22 protein-coding genes are annotated in these 24,789 nt (G+C 65.3%); 12 read left to right on the top strand and 10 right to left on the bottom strand.

All coding sequences use genetic code 11. The features are described 5' to 3' along the window. Positions 1-11 precede the first annotated feature (11 nt). The 5 genes from ACVINW_RS09195 to ACVINW_RS09175 form a co-directional block, all read right to left on the bottom strand. Positions 12-452 carry an EamA family transporter gene (locus ACVINW_RS09195; protein ID WP_456750992.1) on the bottom strand — a complete coding sequence of 147 codons (441 nt, stop codon included), beginning with the start codon at positions 450-452 and terminating at the stop codon, positions 12-14. A gap of 127 nt (positions 453-579) precedes the next feature. After that, on the bottom strand, positions 580-1,050 hold the full coding sequence (locus ACVINW_RS09190; protein ID WP_456750991.1) for a DUF1178 family protein: 471 nt from the start codon (positions 1,048-1,050) through the stop codon (positions 580-582). Beyond that, entirely contained in the window at positions 1,047-1,925 is an 879-nt protein-coding gene (locus ACVINW_RS09185; protein WP_456750990.1) for a carbon-nitrogen hydrolase family protein, read from the bottom strand. The genes ACVINW_RS09190 and ACVINW_RS09185 overlap by 4 nt, the downstream gene beginning before the upstream one ends. After that, complete coding sequence (gene grxC / locus ACVINW_RS09180; RefSeq protein WP_456750989.1) at positions 1,925-2,197, bottom strand: glutaredoxin 3; 273 nt, start codon at positions 2,195-2,197, stop codon at positions 1,925-1,927. The genes ACVINW_RS09185 and grxC overlap by 1 nt, the downstream gene beginning before the upstream one ends. Before the next feature lie 29 nt (positions 2,198-2,226). Continuing rightward, complete coding sequence (locus ACVINW_RS09175) at positions 2,227-3,036, bottom strand: ComF family protein (RefSeq protein ID WP_456750988.1); 810 nt, start codon at positions 3,034-3,036, stop codon at positions 2,227-2,229. A 75-nt stretch (positions 3,037-3,111) separates the two neighbouring features. Here ACVINW_RS09175 and ACVINW_RS09170 point away from each other — a divergent pair, with 75 nt between their 5' ends. Then, the gene (locus ACVINW_RS09170) at positions 3,112-3,954 is read left to right on the top strand and encodes a methyltransferase domain-containing protein (protein ID WP_456750987.1); all 843 of its coding nucleotides are present in this window, start codon (positions 3,112-3,114) and stop codon (positions 3,952-3,954) included. 274 nt (positions 3,955-4,228) lie between these two features. On the opposite strand, the gene ACVINW_RS09165 is transcribed toward ACVINW_RS09170, so the two are convergent. Next, entirely contained in the window at positions 4,229-4,639 is a 411-nt protein-coding gene (locus ACVINW_RS09165; RefSeq protein WP_456750986.1) for a (deoxy)nucleoside triphosphate pyrophosphohydrolase, read from the bottom strand. A 175-nt stretch (positions 4,640-4,814) separates the two neighbouring features. Here ACVINW_RS09165 and ACVINW_RS09160 point away from each other — a divergent pair, with 175 nt between their 5' ends. After that, complete coding sequence (locus tag ACVINW_RS09160; protein WP_456750985.1) at positions 4,815-6,164, top strand: TadE/TadG family type IV pilus assembly protein; 1,350 nt, start codon at positions 4,815-4,817, stop codon at positions 6,162-6,164. A gap of 263 nt (positions 6,165-6,427) precedes the next feature. Here the strand turns inward: ACVINW_RS09160 and argJ are convergent, their stop codons facing one another. After that, positions 6,428-7,669, bottom strand: coding sequence for a bifunctional glutamate N-acetyltransferase/amino-acid acetyltransferase ArgJ (gene argJ / locus ACVINW_RS09155; protein WP_456750984.1), 1,242 nt, complete (start codon positions 7,667-7,669; stop codon positions 6,428-6,430). Between the two features lie 267 nt (positions 7,670-7,936). Beyond that, positions 7,937-8,887 carry a peptidylprolyl isomerase gene (locus tag ACVINW_RS09150; protein ID WP_456750983.1) on the bottom strand — a complete coding sequence of 317 codons (951 nt, stop codon included), beginning with the start codon at positions 8,885-8,887 and terminating at the stop codon, positions 7,937-7,939. A 355-nt stretch (positions 8,888-9,242) separates the two neighbouring features. Here ACVINW_RS09150 and secA point away from each other — a divergent pair, with 355 nt between their 5' ends. Then, positions 9,243-12,107, top strand: coding sequence for a preprotein translocase subunit SecA (secA, locus tag ACVINW_RS09145; protein ID WP_456750982.1), 2,865 nt, complete (start codon positions 9,243-9,245; stop codon positions 12,105-12,107). Positions 12,108-12,307: 200 nt separating this feature from the next. Here the strand turns inward: secA and ACVINW_RS09140 are convergent, their stop codons facing one another. After that, the gene (locus ACVINW_RS09140; RefSeq protein WP_456750981.1) at positions 12,308-12,742 is read right to left on the bottom strand and encodes a VOC family protein; all 435 of its coding nucleotides are present in this window, start codon (positions 12,740-12,742) and stop codon (positions 12,308-12,310) included. 119 nt (positions 12,743-12,861) lie between these two features. Here ACVINW_RS09140 and ACVINW_RS09135 point away from each other — a divergent pair, with 119 nt between their 5' ends. Then, complete coding sequence (locus ACVINW_RS09135) at positions 12,862-15,279, top strand: hypothetical protein (RefSeq protein ID WP_456750980.1); 2,418 nt, start codon at positions 12,862-12,864, stop codon at positions 15,277-15,279. A gap of 18 nt (positions 15,280-15,297) precedes the next feature. On the opposite strand, the gene ACVINW_RS09130 is transcribed toward ACVINW_RS09135, so the two are convergent. Next, positions 15,298-15,741 (bottom strand): MarR family winged helix-turn-helix transcriptional regulator, encoded by a 444-nt coding sequence (locus ACVINW_RS09130; RefSeq protein WP_016847408.1) that lies wholly within the window; start codon positions 15,739-15,741, stop codon positions 15,298-15,300. Between the two features lie 179 nt (positions 15,742-15,920). Between ACVINW_RS09130 and ACVINW_RS09125 the strand changes: the two genes are divergently transcribed. The 8 genes from ACVINW_RS09125 (at position 15,921) to ACVINW_RS09090 (ending at position 24,698) form a co-directional block, all read left to right on the top strand. Next, positions 15,921-17,102, top strand: coding sequence for a substrate-binding domain-containing protein (locus ACVINW_RS09125; protein ID WP_456750979.1), 1,182 nt, complete (start codon positions 15,921-15,923; stop codon positions 17,100-17,102). Positions 17,103-17,172: 70 nt separating this feature from the next. Next, entirely contained in the window at positions 17,173-18,375 is a 1,203-nt protein-coding gene (locus ACVINW_RS09120; RefSeq protein WP_456750978.1) for a substrate-binding domain-containing protein, read from the top strand. Positions 18,376-18,543: 168 nt separating this feature from the next. Next, entirely contained in the window at positions 18,544-20,058 is a 1,515-nt protein-coding gene (locus ACVINW_RS09115) for an amidase (protein ID WP_456750977.1), read from the top strand. Between the two features lie 42 nt (positions 20,059-20,100). Beyond that, entirely contained in the window at positions 20,101-20,958 is an 858-nt protein-coding gene (locus ACVINW_RS09110; RefSeq protein WP_456750976.1) for a branched-chain amino acid ABC transporter permease, read from the top strand. 5 nt (positions 20,959-20,963) lie between these two features. Then, the gene (locus ACVINW_RS09105) at positions 20,964-22,184 is read left to right on the top strand and encodes a substrate-binding protein (RefSeq protein WP_456750975.1); all 1,221 of its coding nucleotides are present in this window, start codon (positions 20,964-20,966) and stop codon (positions 22,182-22,184) included. 7 nt (positions 22,185-22,191) lie between these two features. Next, entirely contained in the window at positions 22,192-23,283 is a 1,092-nt protein-coding gene (locus ACVINW_RS09100) for a branched-chain amino acid ABC transporter permease (RefSeq protein WP_456750974.1), read from the top strand. Further along, entirely contained in the window at positions 23,270-24,004 is a 735-nt protein-coding gene (locus tag ACVINW_RS09095) for an ABC transporter ATP-binding protein (protein WP_456750973.1), read from the top strand. The genes ACVINW_RS09100 and ACVINW_RS09095 overlap by 14 nt, the downstream gene beginning before the upstream one ends. Next, positions 23,997-24,698, top strand: a complete 702-nt coding sequence (locus ACVINW_RS09090) for a branched-chain amino acid ABC transporter ATP-binding protein (protein WP_456750972.1) — start codon at positions 23,997-23,999, stop codon at positions 24,696-24,698. Before ACVINW_RS09095 ends, ACVINW_RS09090 begins: the two co-directional genes overlap by 8 nt. Positions 24,699-24,789: the final 91 nt, after the last annotated feature.

Genomic DNA, 24,789 nt, shown 5'->3' with positions numbered 1-24,789 from the left:
CGAAAACGCTATCAGCCCTTGACGGCAATCAGCACCGCGCCGGCGGAGATCAGCGCGATCCCGATCCAGCCATAGGCCGACGGGCGCTCGCCGAGAAAGGCAGCGCCGAACAGCGCCACCAGCACCACGCTGAGCTTGTCGATCGGTGCGACCAGCGTCGCCGGCCCGAGCTTGAGCGCGCGGAAATAGCAGATCCACGAGGCGCCGGTGCCGAGCCCGGACAGCAGCAGGAACAGCCAGCTCTTGGCCGAGATCGGTCCGGCCTGGGTGAATTGCCCGGTCGCGAACAGGATCGCCGACAGCGTGATCAGCACGACCACGGTGCGGATCAGCGTGGCGAGGTCGGAGTTGATGCCCTCGACGCCGACCTTGGCGAAGATCGCGGTCAGCGCCGCGAACACGGCGGACAGAAACGCCCAGACCTGCCAGGAGGAGAAGGTTTCGGGGGTCATGCGAACTCCCTCCTGTCATTCCGGGGCGCGCGAAGCGCGAGCCCGGAATCCATTGGGCCACAGAACCCGCGTTGGAATGGATTCCGGGCTCGCGCCAAGGACGCGCCCCGGAATGACGAGAGGGGAGTCAATTCCTATCTTCCGGCAGCGTCGGCAGCGGTGAGACCTCGACGCCCTCGTCGATCAGCGCGCGCGCCTCTTCGGGCGAGGCCTCGCCGTAGATCGGCCGATGCTCGATATCGCCGTAATGCATCTTGCGTGCTTCGTTGGGGAAGCGCTCGCCGACATTGTCCGCGTTCTTGACGATGTGGTCGCGCAGTTCCTTCAGCTTGCTGCGCAGCTCGCGCTCCTGCGCCATCATCAGCGAGGTCGATTCGGTGGAAGCTGCCTCGACAGGCGCGACCGGCGCCTTCTGGGCCGGCTCGCGGCCCTTCTTGCTGACGACCCGGGGCGCCATGATGGCGCGCTCGACCTTATCGGAGCCGCAGGACGGACAATCGATCAGGTGACGCCGCTCCTGCGATTCATAGGCCGAAGAGCTCTGGAACCAGCTCTCGAACTGATGGCCCCGCTCGCAGCGCAACGTGTAGCGGATCATGCCGATCCCCGGACGAGGTGCAGATGCTCCGGGCCCGCCTTGGGGTCGGCGATGCCGAACCGCCTGCCATGCTGCAGCGAGGGAATGGTCTTGCGCGCGGTCTCGACCTTGGCGGGATCGATCTCGGCCAGGAATACGCCAGGCTCGACGCCGCCCTCGGCGAGGATCTCGCCCCAAGGGTCGATGATCAGCGAATGGCCGAAGGTCTCGCGCTTGTTCTCATGCAGGCCGGCCTGCGCGGCTGCGAACACGAAGCAGCCGGTCTCGATGGCGCGGGCGCGCAGCAGCGTGTGCCAATGCGCCTCGCCGGTCTTGCGGGTGAAGGCCGATGGTACGGTGAGGAACGACGCGCCGGCTTCGGCCAGCGCGCGGTACAGCGCCGGGAAGCGCACGTCGTAGCAGATTGTGAGGCCAATCCGGCCCCAGGGCAGGTCGGAGATCACCGCGGTCTCGCCGGGCTGGTAATTGGCCGATTCGCGGTAGCTCTCGCCGCCGGGCAGGTCGATATCGAACATATGGATCTTGTCGTAGCTCGCGAGGACATTGCCCTCCGGCCCGATCAGGAACGAGCGATTGACCGCCTTCTCCGGCGAATAGCGCAGCGCCAACGAGCCGACATGCAGATGGATCTTCAGCTCGGCCGCCAGCGCGCGGTACGCCTTCAGCGACTTGTCGTCCTCTTCGCTCGCCAAGTGCTCAAACAGCGCCTTGCGGTTGAGCTGCATCATGTTGCTGACCTCGGGGGTCAGCACGTATTTGGCGCCCTGCGCCGCCGCTTCGCGGATCAGCCGCGTGCCCTGCTCGAGGCTCGGCTCCGGCAGCAATCCGGTGCGCATCTGCACCATCGCGGCGGTGAAAATATTGTCCGTGCTCATCAGGCGCCGCCTCCGTTGCTGAGCAGGCCGTCGAGCTTGCCTTCGCGGTCGAGCGCGTAGAGCTCGTCGCAGCCGCCGACATGGGTCTTGCCGATGAAGATCTGCGGGAAGGTCGAGCCCGCGCCGGCGCGATCGTACATTTCGTCGCGATAGGCCGGGTTGCTGGCGACGCTCAATTCGGTAAACGCCGCGTTCTTGCGCGTCAACAGCGATTTGGCCGCGGTGCAATAACCGCAGCCCGGGCGGGTGTAGATTTCAATGGCAGCGGTCATGGTGTGCTCAGTTGAACCAGAATACCGGATTATATGGGAGCGCGGTGCTGGTCGACAACCCGGGCGAACACCAGCACGTCGACCTGCGCGGCCTTGGCGCGCAACAAGGCCCGCGCGCAGGCATCCACTGTCGCGCCCGAGGTCAGGACATCGTCGACCAGGATCACGCGGCGGCCCTGGATCTCAGCCTTGCGTTCATCGGCGACCCCGAATGCGCCCTGCACATTGCTGGCGCGGTCCTTCCGCGACAGGCCGATCTGCTGCTCGGTGGCGCGGGTCCGGCGCAGCGCCTCGGAGACCATTTTGACGCCGCTCTGGCGCGCGATCACCTTGGCGAGCGCGCCGGACTGGTTGTAGCGGCGGCTCCAGCCGCGCCGCCAGTGCAGCGGAACCGGAACCAGCATGTCGGCGCCGTCTAGCAATTCCTTCCCCGCCCGGGCCATCCAACGACCCATTGTCGGCGCCAGATCGGTGCGGTCCTGGTATTTTAATGCATGCACCAGCGTGCGCGCGACGTCGTCATAGCGCACCGCGGCGCGGGCGCGCTGGTAGGCCGGCGGATTGGCGATCGCCTCCATCGACAGCAGCTCGGGCCCTGGATCGTAGACAAAGGGAATCCCGAGCCGCGGGCAGAACGGCGGCGCGATGAACGACAATTTGGCCCAGCAGTCTGCGCAGACGCCCTCGCCGTGAACCGGCTCGCGGCAGGACACGCACAGCGTCGGCAGCGCGATGTCGAGCATGAGCCGCGCGGTGCGCAGCCACGCGCCGGAGACCACGCCGAGCGCGCGCTGAAAATGACCGGAAATCGAGCGTGTCTGGGATGCCTCGGCGTCCATCGGGCGAGGCTAGCGTTTGCGCCGCGCGGGCTCAAGGCGCATTGCCTGCGACGGCGGTCCGGCGTAACCAGCGGCATGGCAACGACCTCGCCCGCAGCCCCCATCCTGTTCGATCGCGCGCTTCTAGGCGCGCGGCTGGCACGTGCGCAGGCCGCCGGGGCGGCGACGTTCCTGCTCGAGCGCGCCACCGAGGACATGGCGGACCGCTTGCAGGCGGTGTCACGCAGCTTTTCGGCGGCGGCCGATGTCTGGACGCCGGGTGACGGGCTCGCGGCGGCGCTGCGCGGGCGTGTCGCGGCGATCGATACGATCGGCTTCACCGAGGCGGAGGCGCTCGGCCTGCCGCCGGAATCGCTCGATCTCGCGGTCTCCGCGCTGGCCTTCCAGTTCGTCAACGATCTGCCGGGCGTGCTGGCGCAAATCCGCCGCGCGCTGAAGCCGGACGGCCTGCTGCTGGCGGCGATGCTCGGCGGCGATACGCTGACCGAGCTCAGGCAGAGCTTTGCCGCGGCGGAGGCGGAGTGCGAGGGCGGCGTCTCGCCGCGGGTCGCGCCGTTCGCCGATCTGCGCGACATCGGCGCGCTGTTGCAGCGGGCGGGCTTCGCGCTGCCGGTCACCGATGTCGACCGCGTCGTGGTGCGCTATGCAAACGCGTTCGCACTGATGGCCGACCTCAGGCGCATGGGGGCGACCAATGTGCTGCGCGAGCGCCGCCACGCTTCGACCCGCCGCACCACCATGCTGCGCATGGCGCAGATCTACGGCGAACGCTTCGCCGATGCCGACGGCCGCATCCGCGCCACCTTCGACATCGTCTGGCTGTCCGGCTGGGCACCGGATGACAGCCAGCAAAAGCCGCTCAAGCCCGGCTCGGCGAAAGCGAGTTTGGAAGCGGCAGTGAAGCAGGCGAAGCGTTAGGCGCGCACGGTGCCAGGGCTCCCTCCCCCGCAACGGGCCGCAAGGGGGAGGGAGCCCGTCCACCGTGCATCCCTTACCGTCGGCCACCCTTATCAGCGCGAGCAGGGGGGCGAAGGACGTTTCCACAATTTCGGAATAATGGAATTGTGCCGGTGAGTTGCCCGACGTGTCAAGTTCCCTGGTCGTGCGCCGGCCGCCGCCGGGCTCCTTTGCATGGGGTTGTTTTCGATGTTTTTGGCAACGCGCTTCCCGGGCAGGTGGGAGCGGCAGAAGGTCACAGCAGCAGATCCATCAGATGCGGCAGCAGCGGGATATCCGCCGGCGGCATCGGGTAGTCGCGCAGTCTGCCCGCGCGCACCCAGGCGAGGTTCTGGCCCTCGCGCGCGACCGCCATGCCTTCCCAGCGGCGGCAGATGTAGAGCGGCATCAACAGATGGAAGGTCTCGTAGGCATGGCTGGCGAAGGTCAGCGGCGCGAGGCAGGGCTCGCTCACGGTGATGCCGATCTCCTCGTGCAGCTCGCGGATCAGGGTCTGCTCCGGCCGCTCGCCGGGCTCGATCTTGCCGCCGGGGAATTCCCACAGCCCCGCCAGCGCCTTGCCTGCGGGGCGCTGCGCCAGCAGCACGCGCTTGTCGGCGTCGACCAGCGCGCAGGCGACGACGAGGGTCAGCTTGATATCAGCCATGTGGCGGAAATGTCCTTCTCATCTGCAAGCTTTCATTAACCAGCAGCGCGCCTCCAGCCAAACGATTTGTGCCCGTGGGCTCTTTCTGCATTCGAGATAATCCGGCCTTAATTCGCATCCGGCAGGGTGAGGCGTCCCCTTTATGCGTCCATCATATTCTCTGCCGACATAACCCATGAGCACCTTGATCCGGACCTTCAGCCGTTTCCGCCGCGATCGCTCCGGCAATATCGCGATGACCTTCAGCCTGGCTTTGCTGCCGCTCGTCATCGCGGTCGGATGCGCGGTCGACTATTCCCGCGCCAACCAGATCCGCAGCAAGCTGATCTCCGCCGCCGACGCGGCAAGCGTCGGGTCGGTCGCCAAGCAATCGCCCGGCTTCATTGCCGCCGGTGCCATGACTTCGGACGGTGAGATCCCGGCCGGCGAGGCCGATGCGAGGCAGATCTTCAACGGCAACATCTTCAACCAGAACGGCTTCACGCTGACCAGCGTGACGCCGACGGTGACCAAGACCGGCGGCACGATCACCTCGACCGTCAAATTCACCGCCGATGTCCCGACCATGTTCCTCGGCGTGATCGGCCGGAGCAAGATGGCGGTGTCGGGCTCGTCGACCTCGACCGCGACCATGCCGCTCTATATCGACTTCTACCTGCTGCTCGACAATTCGCCGTCGATGGGCGTCGGCGCTACGCCGACGGACGTCGACAAGCTGGTCAAGGCCACCACCGGCAACAGCTTCAAGCCGAACGACCAGTGCGCCTTCGCCTGCCACGACTACAACGACCCCAACAACTATTACAATCTGGCGAAATCGCTTGGCGTGACGACGCGGATCGACGTGCTGCGCAGCGCAACTCAGCAACTGATGGACACCGCGGCGACGACCCAGACCTATTCGAGCCAGTTCCGCATGGCGATCTACGACTTCGGCGCGTCCTCGGCGACCTATGGCCTGCGCAGCCTGTTCACCCTGTCGTCGAGCCTGTCGAGTGCAAAGTCGGCGGCCGGCAACATCGATCTGATGGGCGTCTACGGCAACAACGATGCCTATACCGCGGACAAGGACAGCCAGTTCACCACGATCTTCCCGCAGATCAACAACGAGATCGGAAACCCGGGCGCCGGGACGTCGTCGGCGCCGATGAAGTATCTGTTCTTCGTCTCCGACGGCGTGGCCGACGAACCCAATTCAAGTTGCCTGAAGCCGATCACCGGCAGCAATCGCTGCCAGTCGCCGATCAATCCAGCGCTGTGTGATGTGATCAAGAAGCGCAACATCAAGATCGCGGTGCTCTACACCACCTATCTGCAGCTGCCGACCAACAACTGGTACATGACCTGGATCGACCCGTTCAACCAGGGCCCGTTCGGCCCGTCGCCGAACAGCCAGATCGCGCAGAACATGCGGGCCTGCGCCTCGCCGGGTTTCTATTTCGAGGTCAGTCCGACCCAGGGCATCGCGGACGCGATGAACGCGTTGTTCAAGAAGGCCGTCGCCGACGCGCGGATCTCGAGCTGAGGCCGCGCGTCCTATCTCTCCCGCCACCCTGAGGAGGCCGCGCAGCGGCCGTCTCGAAGGGGCGACGGCCCGGCTCTCTCCACGCGGCGCCACCCCCGGCCGTACATCCTGCGAGGCTCGCTCCGCTCACACCTCAGGATGACGGGACTAACACCGTCATTGCGAGCGAAGCGAAGCAATCCATCTATCTGCGTGCGCGGATGGATGGATTGCTTCGTCGCTTCGCTCCTCGCAATGACGGAGCTGGTGACGGCGTGCAGCGTCTACGACCGGTAATCGCCGTTGATCGCGACGTATTCCTTGGTGAGGTCGCAGGTCAGGACGCGGTCTTTGGCCTTGCCGAGGCCGAGCGCGACCTTGATCTGGATCTTCGGCGCCTTCATCGCCTCCGACACCTCTTTCTCGTTGTAGGACGGATCGCGCGCGCCGCTCTTGGCGACGCGGATGCCATTGAACGAGATCGAGAGCTTGTCGCGGTTGGCGGGCTCGCCGGCCTTGCCGACCGCCATCACCACGCGGCCCCAATTGGCGTCCTCGCCGGCGATTGCGGTCTTCACCAGCGGCGAATTGGCGATCGACATCGCGATCTTGCGCGCCGACGGCTTTGTCGTCGCGCCTTCGACCACAACCTCGACCAGCTTGCGGGCGCCTTCGCCGTCGCGCGCCACCTGCTCGGAGAGATCAGCGAGGATCTGCTGGAATGCCTTGGCGAACGCCTTCAGGCGTGGGTCGCTGGCGCGCGAGATCTTCGGCGCGCCATGCGCCGCCGCAGCACCGGTCGCAAACGCCAGCAGCGTGTCCGAGGTCGAGGTGTCGCCGTCGATGGTCAGCGCGTTGAAAGTGTCCTCGACACAGGTCTTGAGCAGCGATTGCAGCACGCCGGCCGACAGCGGCGCGTCGGTGAAGATGAAGGAGAGCATGGTCGCCATGTCGGGCATGATCATGCCGGCGCCCTTGGCCATGCCGTTGATCGTCACCTTGGCCTTGCCGAGCTTGACGGTCGCGGTGGCGACCTTCGGGAAGGTGTCGGTGGTCATGATCGCCTTGGCCGCGTCCAACCAGAGATCGGGCGTCGCGGTCTGGGCGAGCTGCGCCAGCACGCCGTCGAACTTTCTGGCGTCGAGCGGCTCGCCGATCACGCCGGTGGAGGCCAGGAACACGTCCGACGTCGAACAGCCGACCGCCTTCGATGCGATCTGCGCGGTCAGCGCGGTCGAGGCCTTGCCGGTCTTGCCGGTGAAGGCGTTGGCGTTGCCGGAATTGACCACCAGCGCGCGCGCTTGTCCGCCCTTCAGCTTGGCGCGGCACCATTCGACCGGCGCCGACGGGCATTTCGACTTGGTGAAGACGCCGGCCACCGTGGTGCCCTTGTCCAGCAGCGCGAGCAGCACGTCGGTGCGCCCCTTGTAGCGGATGCCGGCGGCAGCGGTCGCAAGCCGCACCCCCGCGATCACGGGCATCTCGGGAACGTCAGGCGGGGCGAGGGGGGAGACGACGGTGGACATCGGCAAGCTTCCGGCTACGGGGAGGGAAGCGCTGCATATCATCTCACCGGCTGAAGCGGGAGAGGGCTGTGATGCGAACGCGCTGTCATGAATTGTTCAAGCGATGTCCCGTAGCCCGGATGCAGCGAAGCGAAATCCGGGGCCGCTTTACCCGCGGATGGACCTACCCCGGATTGCGCTGCGCTCCATCCGGGCTACAACGGCATCCCAAAAAGCAAATGGCCGGGACAATGCCCGGCCACTGCAACTGCATCTATTTCGCGAAGCTTACTTCTTCGCCGGCGCCATCTTGTTGTCGGCGGGCTTCGGCGCGTCCTTGGCGGCATCGGCCGGCGCGGCTGCGTCCTTTGCGGGGTCCGTCGCGGTCTCGGCGGGCTTGTCCATGCGCTCGACCTTGGCGGCCTCGCGCAGCTTGGCGACATAGTCGGCCTGGGCCTTGCGGGTCACATAGGTCTCGATCTGGGCCTTCACCTGCTGGAAGTCCGGCGCCTTGCGGTTGCGCTTTTCCTCGACCTTGATGATGTGCCAGCCGAACTGCGACTTGACCGGGTCGGAGACCTTGCCCGGCTCGAGTGAGAAGGCGACCGCGGAGAATTCCGGCACCATCTGCTCCTTGGTGAAGAAGCCGAGGTCGCCGCCGTCGGAGGCGCCGGGGTCCTTGGACTTCTTCTTGGCGAGCTCGGCGAAATCCGCACCCTTGTCGAGCTCGGCCTTGATCGCCTTCGCCTCGTCCTCGGTCTCGACCAGGATGTGGCGGGCGCGCACTTCCTGCTCGCCGGTGATCTGCTTGGCGGCCTCGTCGTAAACCTTCTTCATGGCGTCGTCGGTGGTCGCGGCCTTGCCCTCGCTGGCGAGCAGGCTGTCCATCAACAGGCGGTTGCGGGTGAAGGCGAGCCGCTTCTTGAAGTCGTCATTGTTCTCGATCTTCTTGTCCTCGGCGGCCTTGGACACGATCTTCATGTCGATCAGGAAGGACAGCACGTTGTCCTTGCGGGTCGAGGGGTCCATCTGCTGCAGGCTCGGGCCGAGTTCCTCTTCGGCGAGCGCCACGTCGCTGGCATGGATCTCGGAACCGTTGACCTTCGCCAGCACCGGGTCGGACTCCGCGGCGCGGACCGGAAGGCCCGCAGCCAGCACTGCGACAAGACAGCCCGTGGCGGCCAGTGTGGCGAGGCCGAGGCGCAGGCCGGTCTTGGATTCCGGGGGCGAGGTGGTCATGCAAAATCCTTGGTCTAAAGGGGGGAAGCTCGAGCGGGGCGGACACTCGCCCAATCGTGTTACATTGGCAACGCGAAAGTCGTGTCAAAATGATGAATTCCTTGACATCTTGCCAGCGTTGACAACCCCCCGACCGGGCCATATCTCTGGCCGACCGTGTCGGCGGTGAGAGCGCTTATTTTGCTGCGTTTTTTGCCGTTGAACCCAGGTTGGCCTGTTTCCCACTCAATTGGCTAGGGAGCCCCGGGTCGGGGCTCGAGCCGTAGCGCGTCACGGTGAGTTGATAGGCGACCCGTTGGACCATCTCAGGCTGTAAACCAAGACCGAACTCGAGACCGAAGAACAGGAATTTCGCATGATCGGCGCGCTCGCCCGCAAGTTTTTCGGCTCCGCCAACGACCGTCGGGTCAAGGGCTATCAGTCCCGCGTCAGCGCCATCAACGCGCTGGAGCCCGAGCTCATCAAGCTCTCCGACGACGAGCTCAAGGCCCGGACCGCCGAATTCAAGCAGCAGCTCGCGAGCGGCAAGACGCTGGACGACCTCCTGGTCCCGGCCTTCGCCACGGTGCGCGAAGCGGCCAAGCGGACGCTCGGCCAGCGCCATTTCGACGTTCAGCTGATCGGCGGCATGGTGCTGCATGAGGGCGACATCGCCGAGATGAAGACCGGCGAAGGCAAGACGCTGGTCGCAACGCTGGCGGTCTACCTCAACGCGCTCGCCGGCAAGGGCGTCCACGTCGTCACCGTCAACGACTACCTGGCCCGCCGCGACTCCGGCTGGATGGGCCAGATCTACGCGTTCCTCGGGCTGACCACCGGCGTGATCGTGCACGGCCTCGACGACGCCGAGCGCAAGGCCGCCTATGCCTGCGACATCACCTACGGCACCAACAACGAATACGGCTTCGACTATCTGCGCGACAACATGAAGTATCGCCTGGAAGACATGGTCCAGCGCGAGCATTTCTACGCGATCGTCGACGAAGTGGACTCGATCCTGATCGACGAAGCGCGCACGCCCTTGATCATCTCCGGTCCGCTCGACGACCGCTCGGATTTCTACAACACCATCGACACCTTCATGCCGAAGCTGGTCAAGAAGGACGACTACGAGGTCGACGAGAAGCAGCGCACGGTGACCTTGACCGAAGCCGGCATGGAGAAGCTCGAGAACCTGCTGCGCGATGCCGGCCAGCTCAAGGGCGATTCGCTGTACGACGTCGAGAACGTCTCCGTCGTGCATCACGTCAACCAGGCGCTGCGCGCCCACACGCTGTTCACCCGCGACAAGGACTACATCGTCCGCGACGACGAGGTCGTCATCATCGACGAGTTCACCGGCCGCATGATGCAGGGCCGGCGCTATTCGGAAGGGCTGCACCAGGCGCTGGAAGCCAAGGAGCACGTCACGGTCCAGCCCGAGAACCAGACGCTGGCCTCGATCACCTTCCAGAACTATTTCCGGATGTACCAGAAGCTGTCCGGCATGACCGGCACCGCGCTGACCGAAGCCGACGAACTGTTCGACATCTACAAGCTCGAGGTGGTGGAGATCCCGACCAACCTTCCGGTGGCGCGCCTCGACGAGGACGACGAGGTCTATCGCACCCAAAACGAGAAATACGCGGCGATCCTTGCCGAGATCGAGCGCGCCAACAAGCGGCTGCAGCCGGTGCTGGTCGGTACCGCGTCGATCGAGAAGTCGGAAGTGCTGGCCGACTACCTCAAGAAGCACGGCTACAAGCAGATCGACTTTACCTCCGAATCCGGCATGGAGAAGCTCTATGCCGCGGCGCGCGCCGGCAAGCCGGCCAAGCTGTTCGCGGTGCTGAACGCGCGCTTCCACGAGCAGGAAGCCTATATCGTCGCGGAAGCCGGCGTGCCCGGCGCGATCACGATCGCGACCAACATGGCCGGCCGCGGCACCGACATCAAGCTCGGCGGCTCGCTCGAGATGCGGATCCAGCAGGAGGCCGCCGGCATCACCGACGAGGCGGAGAAGGCGAAGAAGATCGAGCAGATCAAGGCCGACATCGAGCGCTTCCGCGAGATCGTGCTGAAGGCGGAAGAGGATTTCGAGGTCGAGCCGGCCAAGGGCAACAAGCCCGCCAAGACGGTGAAGAAGCCGGGCGGCCTCTACATCATCGGCTCCGAGCGCCATGAATCCCGCCGCATCGACAACCAGCTGCGCGGCCGCTCCGGCCGTCAGGGCGATCCCGGCCGCTCGAAATTCTTCCTGTCGCTGGAAGACGACCTGATGCGCATCTTCGGCTCCGACCGGCTCGACAGCATGCTGCAACGGCTCGGCTTGCAGGAAGGCGAAGCCATCATCCATCCCTGGATCAACAAGGCGCTGGAGAAGGCGCAGCAGAAGGTCGAGGCACGCAACTTCGACATCCGCAAGAACCTGCTCAAGTTCGACAACGTCCAGAACGACCAGCGCAAGGTGATCTTCGATCAGCGCGTCGACCTGATGAAGGACGACAGCGTGGTCGAGACCGTGACCGACATGCGCCACGCCTTCGTCGAGGACGTCGTCGCCAAGCACATCCCCGAGCACGCCTATGCCGAGCAGTGGGACACTGCGGGGCTGAAGGAAGAGCTGAAGCGCGTGCTCGATGTCGACCTGCCGGTCGACGAATGGGCCAAGGAAGAGGGCATCGCCGACGAGGAGCTGCTCACCCGCATCGAGAACCATGTCGACGAGCGCATGGCGGCCAAGGTCGCGCAATGGGGCCCCGACGTGATGCGCTACGTCGAGAAGACCATCCTGCTGCAGACGCTCGACCATCTCTGGCGCGAGCATCTCATCATGCTCGACCATCTGCGCCAGGTGATCGGCCTGCGCGGCTACGGCCAGCGCGATCCGTTGCAGGAGTACAAGACCGAGGCCTTCAACCTGTTCCAGGAGATGAGCGCGCATCTGCGCGAGGCGGTCACCGCGCAGCTGATGCGGGTCGAGATCGTGCCGCCCGAGGAGCCGCCGCAGCCGCTGCCGTTGATGGAGGCGCACAAGCTCGATCCCAACACCGGCGAGGACGAGTTCGCCCGCGCCAGCCTGAGCGAAGCGACCTACGCCCAGGCCTCGCTGGCGCCGGCCATGTCCGCCGCCGATCGCAATCCGAACGACCCGACGAGCTGGGGCAAGGTCGGCCGCAACGAGGACTGCCCCTGCGGCTCGGGCAAGAAGTACAAGCACTGCCACGGCCGGTACGCGTAACCGGCTGCAATCATCGCGATTGTAGGGTGGCCAAAGCGAAAGCGTGCCCACCCTATCATGCGCTGCTCTCGACGCTGGGCACGCTTCCGCCCTCGCTCTTCGAGCTACGGCGGACAAGCCGCTTTGCCGACCCTACGGTCTGCCGCGACAGGCATGCGTAAGCCGCTGCAAGCGGTGACGTGCCGCCGTCGCATCGCCGCTCACCCCGCATACGCCTTGTCGAGATCGGCGATCACGATCTTCTGCATCTTCAGCATCGCCTGCATGACGCGGTCCGCGGCCTTGCGGTCGGGGTCGCTGAGGTAGCGGCTGAGCGCGGTCGGGACCACCTGCCAGGACAGGCCGAACCGGTCCTTGAGCCAGCCGCAGCGCGATTCCTGGCCGCCGTCGGTGAGCTTCTCCCAGAAGTAGTCGACCTGCTGCTGGGTCTCGACGCTGAGGAAGAACGACACCGCCTCGTTGAACTTGTGCTGCGGGCCGCCATTGAGCGCGTAGAACCGCTGCCCCTCGAGCTCGAAGCTTGCCATGAAGTCGCTGACGGTCTCGATTTCGGCGTTCGGAAACACCGATTTGTAGAACGCGACGGCATCGCGGACGTTGTTGTCGAGCCACAGGAACGGCGTGATCGATGTCATGGCGAGAGAATCCTTGTAATCGAGGGAGAGGAAAGCCGGCACCGCGCGCAAGCGCATCAAGGCCTCTCTTTGGTCAAGGCTCGATCGGGGAGGCCCGCGCTTTGCAGACCGTGACGACAATGCCCGGCCGTTACTATCCGGCGATCTTCGTGCTGGCGTCGGCCACACTGGCCTATCAGATCCTGATCACCCGTTTCTTCAGCGTGATGGTGCATTACCATTTCGCTTTCGGCGCCATCGCGCTTGCGATGTTCGGGCTGACGCGCGGTGCGATGCGGGTTTATGAAGATCCCGACCGCTATGCGCCGGGGCGTGTGGGGCCGGAGTTCGCCCGCCATGCCGCGCGGTTCGCGATCAGCGGCGTCGCCGTGATGTGCGCGTTCCTGTGCGCGCCGATGGTCGCGCCCAGCAACTATGCCATGGCTGCACTCGGCGTGGTGGCGCTGGGCTTCACCATTCCGTTCGCCGAGGGCGGCATCTGCATCACGCTGCTGCTGACCCGGCTGCCCTATGTCGGCGGCTGGCTTTATGCCGCCGACCTGCTCGGCGCCGCGACCGGATGCCTCGGCATCATCTTCGTGCTGCTGGTGATCGATCCGGTCAGCGCGACGCTTTGGATCGGCGCTGGCGCCGCGGCGGCCGGCTGGTTCGTGGTCCGTCACGGCGAGGACCGAAGCAGCCTGAGCCTAAGCCGCAACACCGCGCTCGGCCTTGCCGCACTCGCCGCGCTCCACACCGCGCTTGCCGCAGCCGGCAGCAGCCATCTCGGCGTGACCTGGGCCAAAGGCACTCCGCAGACCGGAACGCTGTTCGAGCGCTGGAATACCTATTCGCGCATCCGCGTCACCGATCTCGGGCTCTCGATCCCGTTCGGCTGGAGCTTCGCGCGTCCCCCGGATGCCAAGGTCGAGCAGCTCTATCTCGACATCGATGCCGACGCGGGAACGCCGATCACCCGCTTCTCCGGCGATCTTGCCAAGGTGTCGTACCTCAAGCACGACGTCATCAACGCGCCCTATCTGGTGCAGCAACGGCCGGATGACGTCGCCGTGGTCGGCGTCGGCGGCGGCCGCGACGTGCTCTCCGCGCTCTATTTCGGCGCGCAGCGGATTCGCGGCATCGAGATCAATCCCGCGATCTTCGAGGTGCTGACGAACAAGTTCGCGGATTATTCGGGTCACCTCGATCGCTGGCCCGGCGTCTCGCTGGTCAATGCCGAAGCGCGCAGCTACATCAATCATTCGCCCGATCGCTACGACCTGATCCAGATCTCGCTGATCGATACCTGGGCCACCACCGCGGCCGGCGGGCTGACATTGACCGAGAACCGGCTCTACACGGTGGAGGCGTGGGACGATTTCTTCCGCGCGCTGAAGCCGGGCGGCATGCTCTCGGTGTCGCGCTGGTACCAGCCGACGGTCTATCGCGGCGAGTTCTATCGCCTGATTGCGATCGCAACTGAGGCGTTGCAGCGTCAGGGCGTGCCGGCGACCGAACTGTCGCAGCATGTGATTGCAGCGAATGTCGGCGACATCGTCACGGTGATGATCCGTCCCGAGGCGTTCACGGCGGCGCAGTGGCAGGGCGCGCGCGACCGGCTGGTCGCGGAGGGATTCAAGCTGCTGCTCGGGCCCGGGATCGCCTATGACACCGTCACTTCGACCCTCTTGTCCGGCAAGGCCGACCAGCGTTTCCTGGATTCATTGCCGCAAAACATCGCGGCTTCGACCGACGACAAGCCGTTCTTCTTCTATACCGTGCGGCTCGCCGATCTGTTCAGCAAAAGCGGCTTCGAGTTGCAGAACAACGCTGCGATCAGCGTCATCAAATGGGTGCTCGTGTTCCAGATCGGCATCTGCATCTGTTACATCGGCATTCCCTTCATGCGCCTGGCGCGGCGGACGCCGGTGGCGACGCTGGCGCCGCCGGTGGCTTATTTCGCCGCAATCGGCTTCGGCTTCATGCTGATCGAGATTTCGCAGATGCAACGGCTGATGGTGTTCCTCGGCCACCCCGTCTACGGGCTCAGCGTCGTGCTGTTCACGATCCTGCTGTTCGGAGGCATCGGCAGTGGCACGGTGGGCGCGACGCCGGCGCGGCCGGCGGTGCTGATCGTCCGCCTCGTGACGCTGGTCGCGACGCTAGTGGCCGTGGGCCTGCTGACGCCGTCGGTCACCGCCTGGTCGCGGTCGGCGCCGACCGAGATCCGCATCCTGGTGTCGATCGCCTTGCTGGCGCCGCCGGCTTTCTGCATGGGCATGATGTTCCCGCTGGGCCTCGGCATCTGGCGGCGGCATGAAGGGCTGCTGCCGTTCTTCTGGAGCACCAACGGCATCACCTCGATGCTCGCCTCCGTGCTCGGCATGGCGCTGTCGATCCAGTTCGGCATAACAGCGACATTCGCGGTCGGAATCGGCTGCTATGTGGTGTGCGCGATCATGATCCTCGGCAACCGTCTGAGCGATTCGATCGCTGAGACCGCCCTCAAGCCGGTCCGGACATCCGGTCTGGTGGCGCAGGACGAGGCCGCCTCGTAGCGGGCGGCCGCGATCGTCTTAGTTGGCGCTGCCGATCAGGCTTTCCAAGAGGCGCTTGAGCTCGGTGGTCGACTTGTCGCCATAGCTCTCGACGATGTGCTCCTCCTGGCTCACCGCCAGCGAGTTCAGCCGCCGGCACAGCGCCTTGCCGCGGTCGGAGACGAACATCAGCACCTTCCGGCGATCCTTCGGGTCCTGCACGCGGTAGACCAGCGCGTCCGACACCATGCGGTCGATCATCTTGGTCAGCGTCGGATGGTTGAGCAGCACGGCATCGGCAAGCTCGCCCATCGAGTGGCCGTTGCCGTCGGACAGCACTTTAAGGATGCGCCACTGCTCGACCGGCACGCCTTCCTTGGCCAATCGCGTCTCCAACTGCCGGTTGATCTCCCGGTTGGCTTGCGCGAGCAGGTAGGCGAGGTGTTCGGTGATCGGGGAATTTTCTTTCGGCGGTTTAGCCACGGCGTGAGACCTGGTTCCTGACCCGGTGAATGAATGTCCGGCAACGCTTGCCGTTTCTATATGCACTTCAATTGTTGAATATTCAATATTTTCCCCTAGGATATTCCCCCAACCAAAGGGCGGATGCCGCGACCGCCCCGCTGGCTGCGTTGCGTACTGCTTCCCAGACAGGAGTTGGCGTGCTCTCGACGGTCTCTTCCCAGGCGTATGGCGGCTTGCCCGTCCCGCCGCCGCACCTGTTTCGAACTCCGTCGTCCTGCGCGGCCGATGTCGCTTTGACCGTCAAGCCGGGCTCCTCGCGCCGCGGCGGCACCGACAGCAAGCTTCGGGTCGGCAATTTCATCACCTTTTCCGGGGCGCCCGGGATCTGGGGCCCGATCTCCGCCAACAGCGTCATGCTCGCGGTCGCCGAGATCAACCGGCGCGGCGGCATCCGCGGCCGCGAGATCGAATTGTCGATGTACGACGCCGGTGGTCCGATCGAGGAGGTGGTGCGCCGCGCCGAGCAGGCAATCGCCTTCGACGAGATCGACGTGATCATGGGCTCGCATATCTCGGCGGTCCGCCTCGCGCTGCGCAAGGTCACCGCGGGCCGCATCCCCTATATCTACACGCCGGTCTATGAGGGCGGCGAGCGGACGCCCGGCGTGATGGCGATCGGCGAGACGCCGCGCGCCGAAAGCCGACCGGCGATCCACTGGCTCACCGAAGTCAAGAAGGCGCAGCGCTGGTACCTGATCGGCAGCGACTATGTCTGGCCCTGGCAGTCACACCGCGCGGTGAAGCGCTACATCAAGGAGGCCGGCGGCCAGGTGGTGGGCGAAGAATTCGTCCCGCTCGGCGAGGACGATCACGAGCCGCATCTGGCGCGGATCCGCGCCGCCAAGCCCGACGTCGTGCTGATCACCCTGATCGGCACCGACAGCATCACCTTCAATCGGGCCTTCGCCGAGGCGGGCCTGGCCGCCACCACGCTGCGCTATGCGGGTGCGATGGACGAGACCGTGCTGCTCGGCATCGGGCCGGACGCGACCGAGAACCTGTTCTGCGCCTCCGGCTATTTCGGCTGCATCGATTCCCGCGCCAATGACGACTTCCGGACCAGCTACCGTGCGATGTTCGGAGCGCATGCGCCCCCGATCGGATCGGTCGGGCAGTCCAATTATGAGGGCATGCGGTTTCTCGAGGCGGCGGCCCACCGGGCCCGCTCGCTGTCGACGGGACCGCTGTCCGCCGCAGCCCGCAACCTGGTCTATGGTGGCGCCCGTGGCAGCGTCACACTTCGCGACGGCCGCGCCGAGATGCCGATCTATCTTGCCGAAGCCGACGGTCTCGACTTCAATGTGATCAAGACGATCTAGCTTGGCACCGTCGTCCGCAAGCGCGATGCCGCGCTCGCCCAGGGCGTACCGGTGCCAGACAGGAGCAGCTGTGCATTCGACGCGCAACGTCAGGGCCGGAAGCCTGAACGGCAGGAATGGCGGCCTCCCGTTCCCGCCATCCCTGCTGTTCAGGAATCTGGCGCCGGCCTCCGATCGGGTGTTTTCTCCGATGGACCGCAGCGGGTTCGGTCCGCGCGGTGCGCGCAACCGGCTGCGGGTCGCAGGTTTCGTCTGCTGCACCGGTTCGCCGGGCATGTGGGGGCCGGCCGCGACTTCGAGCGCGCAGCTTGCGGTCGCCGACATCAATCGTCGCGGCGGCATCCTCGGCCGCGAGGTCGAGCTCTCGGTCTATGATGCCGGCGGGCCGCTCGAGGACGTACGCGACCGCGCCGAGCAGGCGATCGCCTCCGACGACGTCGATCTCATCATGGGCATGCACACCAGCGCGGTGCGCGTCGCGTTGCGCAATCTGATCACCCGCAGCAGGATTCCCTACATCTACACGCCGGTCTACGAGGGCGGCGAACGGACGCCGGGCGTGATCGCGATCGGCGAGACACCGCGTTGGCAGATGCGGCCGTCGATCCATTGGCTGGCCGAGGCCAAGCGCGCCGCGCGCTGGTACCTGATCGGCAGCGACTATGTCTGGCCATGGCAGTCGCACCGCGCGGTGAAGCGCTACATCAAGGAAACCGGGGGGCTCGTGGTCGGCGAGGAGTTCGTGCCGGTCGGCGAGGACGATCACGAGGCGCATCTGGAGCGGATCCGCGCCGCCAAGCCCGATGTGGTGCTGATCTCGCTGATCGGCACCGACAGCGTGACCTTCAATCGCGCCTTCGCCGATGCCGGGCTCGCCGCCACCACGCTGCGCCTTGCCGGCTGCGTCGACGAAACGGTGCTGCTCGGCATCGGTGCCGACCGGACCGAGAACCTGTTCTGCGCCTCAGGCTACTTCCCCGGTGTCGGCTCGCCCGCCGGCGACGATTTCCGCGATCGCTATCGCGCGATGTTCGGTGCGTTCGCGCCGCCGGTCGGATCGTGCGGCGAGTCGGCCTATGAAGGCTTCTGCCTGCTGGAGGCCGCCGCCAACCGGGCCGGCACGCTGGACACGCGGCCGCTGCTCGCGGCGGCCGACAACCTGGTCTATCGTGGTCCGCGCGGTCCGGTCACGGTACGCAGCGGCCATGTCAGGATGCCGATGTATCTTGCCGAAGCCGACGGCCTCGACTTCAGGGTGATCAAGTCGATCTGAGCCGGGGTCCGCCAGCTTCGTCGGAAGGTCTTGCGAAATAATCCTTGAAAAGGAAAATATTTCCGTTTTCAATACAGCGGCGGGGTGGGGCGGTTCGCGCGGGGCATTGCGCGGCCGCTGCCCCGTGCCGAGGGAACATCCAAGGATCAAAAGCTTCAGGAGAGCGCCGTGACCGTCGTCCTTCCCACGCCAACGCAACTTCGTGCCGTCGCCGAGCAGTGTGGCCTGTCCCTGACCGAAGAGGACGTGGCTTCGTTCCGAGGCCTGATGCAGGGCTCGATCGAGGCCTACAACCTCGTCGCCCAGATGCCGGACGAACTCCCCGAAGTGAAATATCCGCGCACGCCCGGCACTCGCCCGGCGCCGGAGGATAACAAGCACAACGCCTGGTACTGCAAGTCGACGGTGAAGGGCGCGGCCTCCGGCAAGCTCAAGGGCAAGACGGTGGCGTTGAAGGACAATATCATGCTGGCCGGCGTGCCGATGACCAACGGCTCGTCGACGCTGGAAGGCTTTATTCCCGACTTCGACGCCACCATCGTCACCAGGATGCTGGATGCCGGCGCCGAGATCAAAGGCAAGACGCATTGCGAGCATTTCTGCCTGTCCGGCGGCAGCCACACCGGCTCCTACGGGCCGGTGCACAATCCGCACAAGATGGGCTATTCGGCCGGCGGCTCGTCGTCGGGCTCGGGTGTCGTGGTGGCGCTCGGCGAGGTCGACATGGCGATCGGTGGCGACCAGGGCGGCTCGATCCGCATGCCGTCCTCGTTCTGCGGCACCTACGGCATGAAGCCGACCTGGGGCCTCGTGCCCTACACCGGCATCATGCCGATCGAGATCTATGTCGACCATACCGGCCCGATGACCGCGAGCGTGGAAGACAACGCGCTGCTGCTCGAAGTGCTGGCCGGCGACGACGGCTATGATCCGCGCATCAAGGCGCCGAAAGTCGAGGAGTACACCAAGGCACTCGGCAAGGGCGTCAAGGGCATGAAGATCGGCATCCTCAAGGAAGGCTTCGAGCAGCCGACCGCGGAAGCCGCCGTCAACGAAAGCGTGCGCGAGGCGGCGAAGCGCTTCAAGGATCTCGGCGCCAGCGTCGAGACGGTGTCGATTCCGATGCACATGGCGGGCGGCGCGATCTGGACCCCGATCGGCACCGAAGGCCTGACCCAGACCATGATGTTCGGCGACGGCTACGGCCTCAGCCGCGGCGATCTCTATTCGACCGCGCTGATGGATCACCATCGCGGCTGGCGCCGGCAGGCGGATTCGCTGTCCGAGACCACCAAACTGTTCATGATGCTCGGCACCTACATCAACAACAATTTCGGCCCGCGCTTCTACGGCAAGGCACTCAACATCTCCCGCCGCCTCGCCGCGGCCTACGACAAGGCGTTCAAGGATTACGATCTCCTGCTGATGCCGACCACGCCGATGAAGGCGACCAAGTTGCCCGAGGCCAATGCGAGCCGCGAGGAATATGTCGCCCGCGCGCTGGAGATGATCTCCAACACCGCGCCGTTCGACATCACCCATCATCCGGCGATGTCGCTGCCCTGCGGCATGGTCGATGGCCTGCCGGTCGGGCTGATGCTGGTCGGGCGGATGTTCGAGGAGAGCACCATCTACCGCGCCGCGCATGCCTTCGAGCAGGCCGGCGACTGGAAGAAGATGTGAGGCGCCGCTTGTCGCAGACGCAACGTCGACGGATGGGGCACCATGGCTAGCATCTTTGCCGCGGTGTTCGAGATCGTGAGCTTCGGCGCCATCATCGTGCTGGTGGTGCTCGGGCTCGGCATCATCGCCAGCATGATGGGCATCTTCAACTTCGCGCAGGGCGAATTCGTCCTGCTCGGGGCCTATGTCACCTATCTGGCCTACGCCCATGGCGCGCCGGTCTGGGTCGGCATGGTCGCCGCCCCGTTCGTGGTCGGCGCACTCGGCTTCGTGCTGGAAGCGCTGATCATCCGGCGCTTCTACGCGGCGCCGATCGTGGCGATGCTCGGCACCTATGCGCTCGGCCTGATCATCCGCGAGAGCGTGCGCGGCCTGATCGGCGGCTTCTATCTCACGGTGCCGGAGCCGATCGGCGGTTCGATCGACCTCGGCTCGGTCCACATCTCGGCCTGGCGCTTCACCATCATCGTGATCACGCTGTTGGTGATGGGCGGCTGCTATCTCTTGCTGGCGCGCACCTCGTTCGGGCTGCGGGTCCGCGCCACGCTGGAGAACCCGGCGCTGGCGCGCGCATCAGGCATCTCGACGCCCTTGATCTACGGCGCGACCTTCGCATTCGGCGCGGCGCTGGCCGGGCTTGCCGGCGCGCTGATCGTGCCGGTGTTCAGCTTGTTTGCCGATCTCGGCATCCGTTTCCTGATCCAGGGCTTCGTCGCCGTGATGGTCGGCGGGGTCGGCTCCTTCATCGGTCCGGTCGCCGGCGCCGGCGTGATCGGCACGCTCAGTGCGGCGCTGCCATGGGTCATGTCACCGGTCGTCGCCGACGTGCTGGTCTTCGTGCTCGCCATCGCCTTCATCAAATTCCGGCCGCAAGGCCTCATTGCTGGGAAAGGGGTCTAATCACCATGTCGATCGAACGCATGAATCTGACGCGCCGCCGCTTCATGAGCAATTTCGCCTTCGCGACCGGCGCGCTCGCGACCGGGGTCGGCAGCTGGGTCGTCAGGCCCGACTGGGCCAACGCCGCCGAAGGCCCGATCAAGGTCGGCATCGCGACCGACCTGACCGGCCCGATCGCCTATGCCGGCAATGCCGACGCCAACGTCGCCAAGATGGTGATCAAGGAGATCAACGCCGGCGGCGGCCTGCTCGGCCGCCCGCTCGAGCTCTATATCGAGGACACCGCTTCGAACGAATCGGTCGCGGTCGGCAATGTCCGCAAGCTGATCCAGCGTGACAAGGTCGACATGGTGCTGGGCGGCATCACCTCCTCGATGCGTAACGCCATCAAGGACCCGATCGTGGCGCGCGGCAAGACGCTCTACATCTATCCGCAGCTCTACGAGGGCAGGGAGTGCACGCCCTATCTGTTCTGCACCGGCCCGACGCCGGCGCAGCAATGCGACACCTTCATTCCCTGGCTGATCAAGAACGGCGGCAAGAAGTTCGCGCTGCCGAGCGCCAACTATGTCTGGCCGCACACGCTCAACGTCTATGCCCGCAAGGTGATCGAGGACAATGGCGGCGAGGTCGTGTTCGAGGAGTATTACCCGCTCGACCAGGTCGACTTCTCGTCGACCGTCAACCGCATCATCTCCAACAAGGTCGACGTCGTCTTCAACACCGTCATCCCGCCCGGCGTCGGCCCGTTCTTCAAGCAGCTCTATGAAGCGGGCTTCCTCAAGAACGGTGGCCGGCTCGCCTGCGTCTACTATGACGAGAACACCCTCAACATCAATCAGGCCAACGAGATCGAGGGGCTGGCAAGCTGCCTCGACTATTTCAAGGTGCTGACCAAGGAGGATCCGTTCGACGCCAAGCTGCAGGCAGCGTATGAAAAGGACTTCCCAGGCAACTTCCTGTTCGCGGCCGGCAGCGCCGCCACCGGAACCTATCGCGGTCTCAAGCTGTGGGAGGCGGCGGTCAAGGAAGCCGGCAAGGTCGACCGCGACTCGGTTGCCGCCGCGCTCGATCACGCCAAGATCGCCGAAGGGCCCGGCGGACCGGCCGAAATGGTTCCGGGCAAGCGTCACTGCAAGATGAAGATGTACACCGCTGTTGCCAAAGGCGGGAACTATGAGATCGTGGCGCGCAGCGACGGTCTTGTTGATCCCAAGGAATGCTGAGCGATCGATGAGTGGAGCAAGAGAGGCCGTCGCACGCATCAGCGAGGATGTCGTGACGGGTGAGGGTACACCGGCCGCAAGCGCGCCGGCGGGACAGGCATCGGCAGGATGGAAGGTCCTGCCGATCGTGGAAGGACTGGTGCTCTTGATCGCACTGGTCCTGCCATGGGTTCTGCAGGACTATCTGACGGTGTTCGCGACCCGCGTAGTGATCCTCGCGCTGTTCGCGCTGTCGTTCGACCTGGTGTGGGGTTATGCCGGCATCATGAGCTTCGGCCAGGCGCTGTTCTTCGGCGCCGCCGGCTACGGCGTGGCGCTGCTGGCGCGCGATCTCAACGTCACCTCGATCCTCTTGATCCTGCCCGCCGGCACCTTGATCGGCCTTGCCGCGGCGCTGCTGCTCGGCGGCTTCCTGCTGCTCGGGCGCTATCCCTCCAGCGTGATCTTCGTCTCGCTCGGCACGCTCACCGGATCCTATGCCGCGGATCGGCTGGCGCGGGGCTGGTACTATCTCGGCGGCCAGAACGGCATCCCGTCGATCCCGCCGCTCACCCTCGGCAGCTACGAGCTCGAGGAAGGGCCGATCTACTATTACATGGTGCTCGGTATCCTCGTGGTGGTCTACCTGCTGTGCCGCTTCCTGGTCCGCTCGCAATTCGGCCTGGCGCTCGCGGGCTTGCGCGAGAACGAGCAGCGCATCGCCTTCTTCGGCTACAAGGCGCAGCATCTGAAGGCGATCATCTTCGCGATCGGCGGCACCATCGCCGGTCTTGCCGGCAGCCTCTATGCCTTCCACGAAGGCTTCGTCTGGCCCAACATGCTGGGCGTCGTGTTCTCGACCCAGGTCGTGCTCTACGTCCTGTTCGGCGGCTCCGGCACGCTGATCGGCGCCGTGATCGGCACCGTGATCATCGAGGGCGTCTCGTTCTGGCTGTCGGACAATTACCGCGACATCTGGCCGATCATTCTCGGCGTGCTGCTTTTGCTCGTGATCATGTTCCGTCCGCTCGGGCTGATCTCCTTCGTGCTCGGCGAGCGCGAGCGGGTCGGCAGCTTCGGCAAAGCACCAAAAAAGGAGACCGGCAATGCCGCTCCTTGAGGCCTCAGGGATCAGCAAGGTGTTCGGCAAGCTCACCGCGCTCGACGGTGCGGCGCTGACTGTCGGCGAGAACGAGTTTCACGGCCTGATCGGCCCCAACGGCTCGGGCAAGAGCACGCTGATGAAATGCGTCGCCGGCGCAGAAGTCCCCACGACAGGCAAGGTCTCCTTCGTCAACACCGACATCACGGCGTTCACGCCGACCGAGCGCGCCCGCGCCGGCATGAGCCTGAAATTCCAGATCACCTCGGTGCTGCCGACGCTGACGCTGTACGACAACATCCTGCTGGCGTTGCAGGCGCACTGCTCGCTGTTCGACCTCGTGCTGTCGCGCACCCGCAAGAAATTGCACGATCAGGTGATGACGATGCTGACCCAGTTCCGCCTCGCCGATCGGGCGCATGACGCGGCGGCGGCGCTGTCGCACGGCCAGCAGCAATGGCTCGAGATCGCGATGGCGCTGGCCGGGAAGCCGCGGCTTCTGCTGCTGGACGAGCCGACCGGCGGCATGAGCCTCGAGGAGCGCCGCGTCACCGGCGAATTGTTGCAGCCGATCAAAGAGCATTGCTCGCTCGTCATCGTCGAACATGATCTCGATTTCATCCGCGACATCTGCGACCGCCTCACCGTGCTCGACCAGGGCAAGGTGCTGGCGTCGGGGACGGTCGCGGAAATCCAGGCCAACAGAAACGTCCAGGAGATTTATCTTCGCCGTGCCTGAGCAAACCTTCCTCGATATCAGGCATCTCGATGCCGGTTATGGCCGCAGCCAGGTCCTGTTCGATGTCAACATCGGCATTCCCTGGCGCGGCGGCGTTGCCGTGCTCGGCCGCAACGGTGCCGGCAAGACCACGCTGATGAAGACCATCGTCGGTGAGCTCGCAAGCTCGCAGGGCGAGCTGTTCTTCGACGGTCGCGACATCACCCGGCGCCGCACCGAGGAACGGGTGCGCTCCGGCATCGGCTATGTGCCGCAGGAGCATTCGGTGTTCGCCCGCCTGTCGGTGCGCGACAACCTTGCGGTCGGCTCGCTGGTCAATTCGGACGCCGGTGCGGTCGATCGCGTGATGGAGATCTTCCCGAAGCTCGGCCAGCGCCTCGACCAGCCGGCCGGCACGCTGTCCGGCGGCGAGCGCAAGATGCTGGCGATCAGCCGCGCCATGCTCGGCAATCCAAAGCTGCTGCTGCTGGACGAGCCGACCGAGGGGGTCTGGATCGGCGTGATCGAGGAGATCACCGAGCGGCTGATCGAGCTTGCCAAGAGCATCTCGGTCGTGATCGTCGAGCAGCATCTCGACCTCGCGCTGCGCGTCGCCGACTACGCCTATGTGCTGGACCGGGGCCGCGTCGCGCTCCAGGGCGGCGCAAGCGAGGTGCGCAACGATCCGGAATTGCTGCGGTATCTGGCGCCGTAGATTGCCGTCGAATCGAGGGTTCCCCAGGAACGAAGCGCCGCCGCCGCCGTTGGGCAGCGGGAGGAATTCACGATGCGCTATTCTTCGATTG

Source organism: Bradyrhizobium sp. USDA 4461 (genome assembly GCF_054055655.1).
The sequence above is the reverse complement of the archived record's forward strand: the minus strand, read 5'-3'. Positions and strand labels throughout refer to the sequence as shown.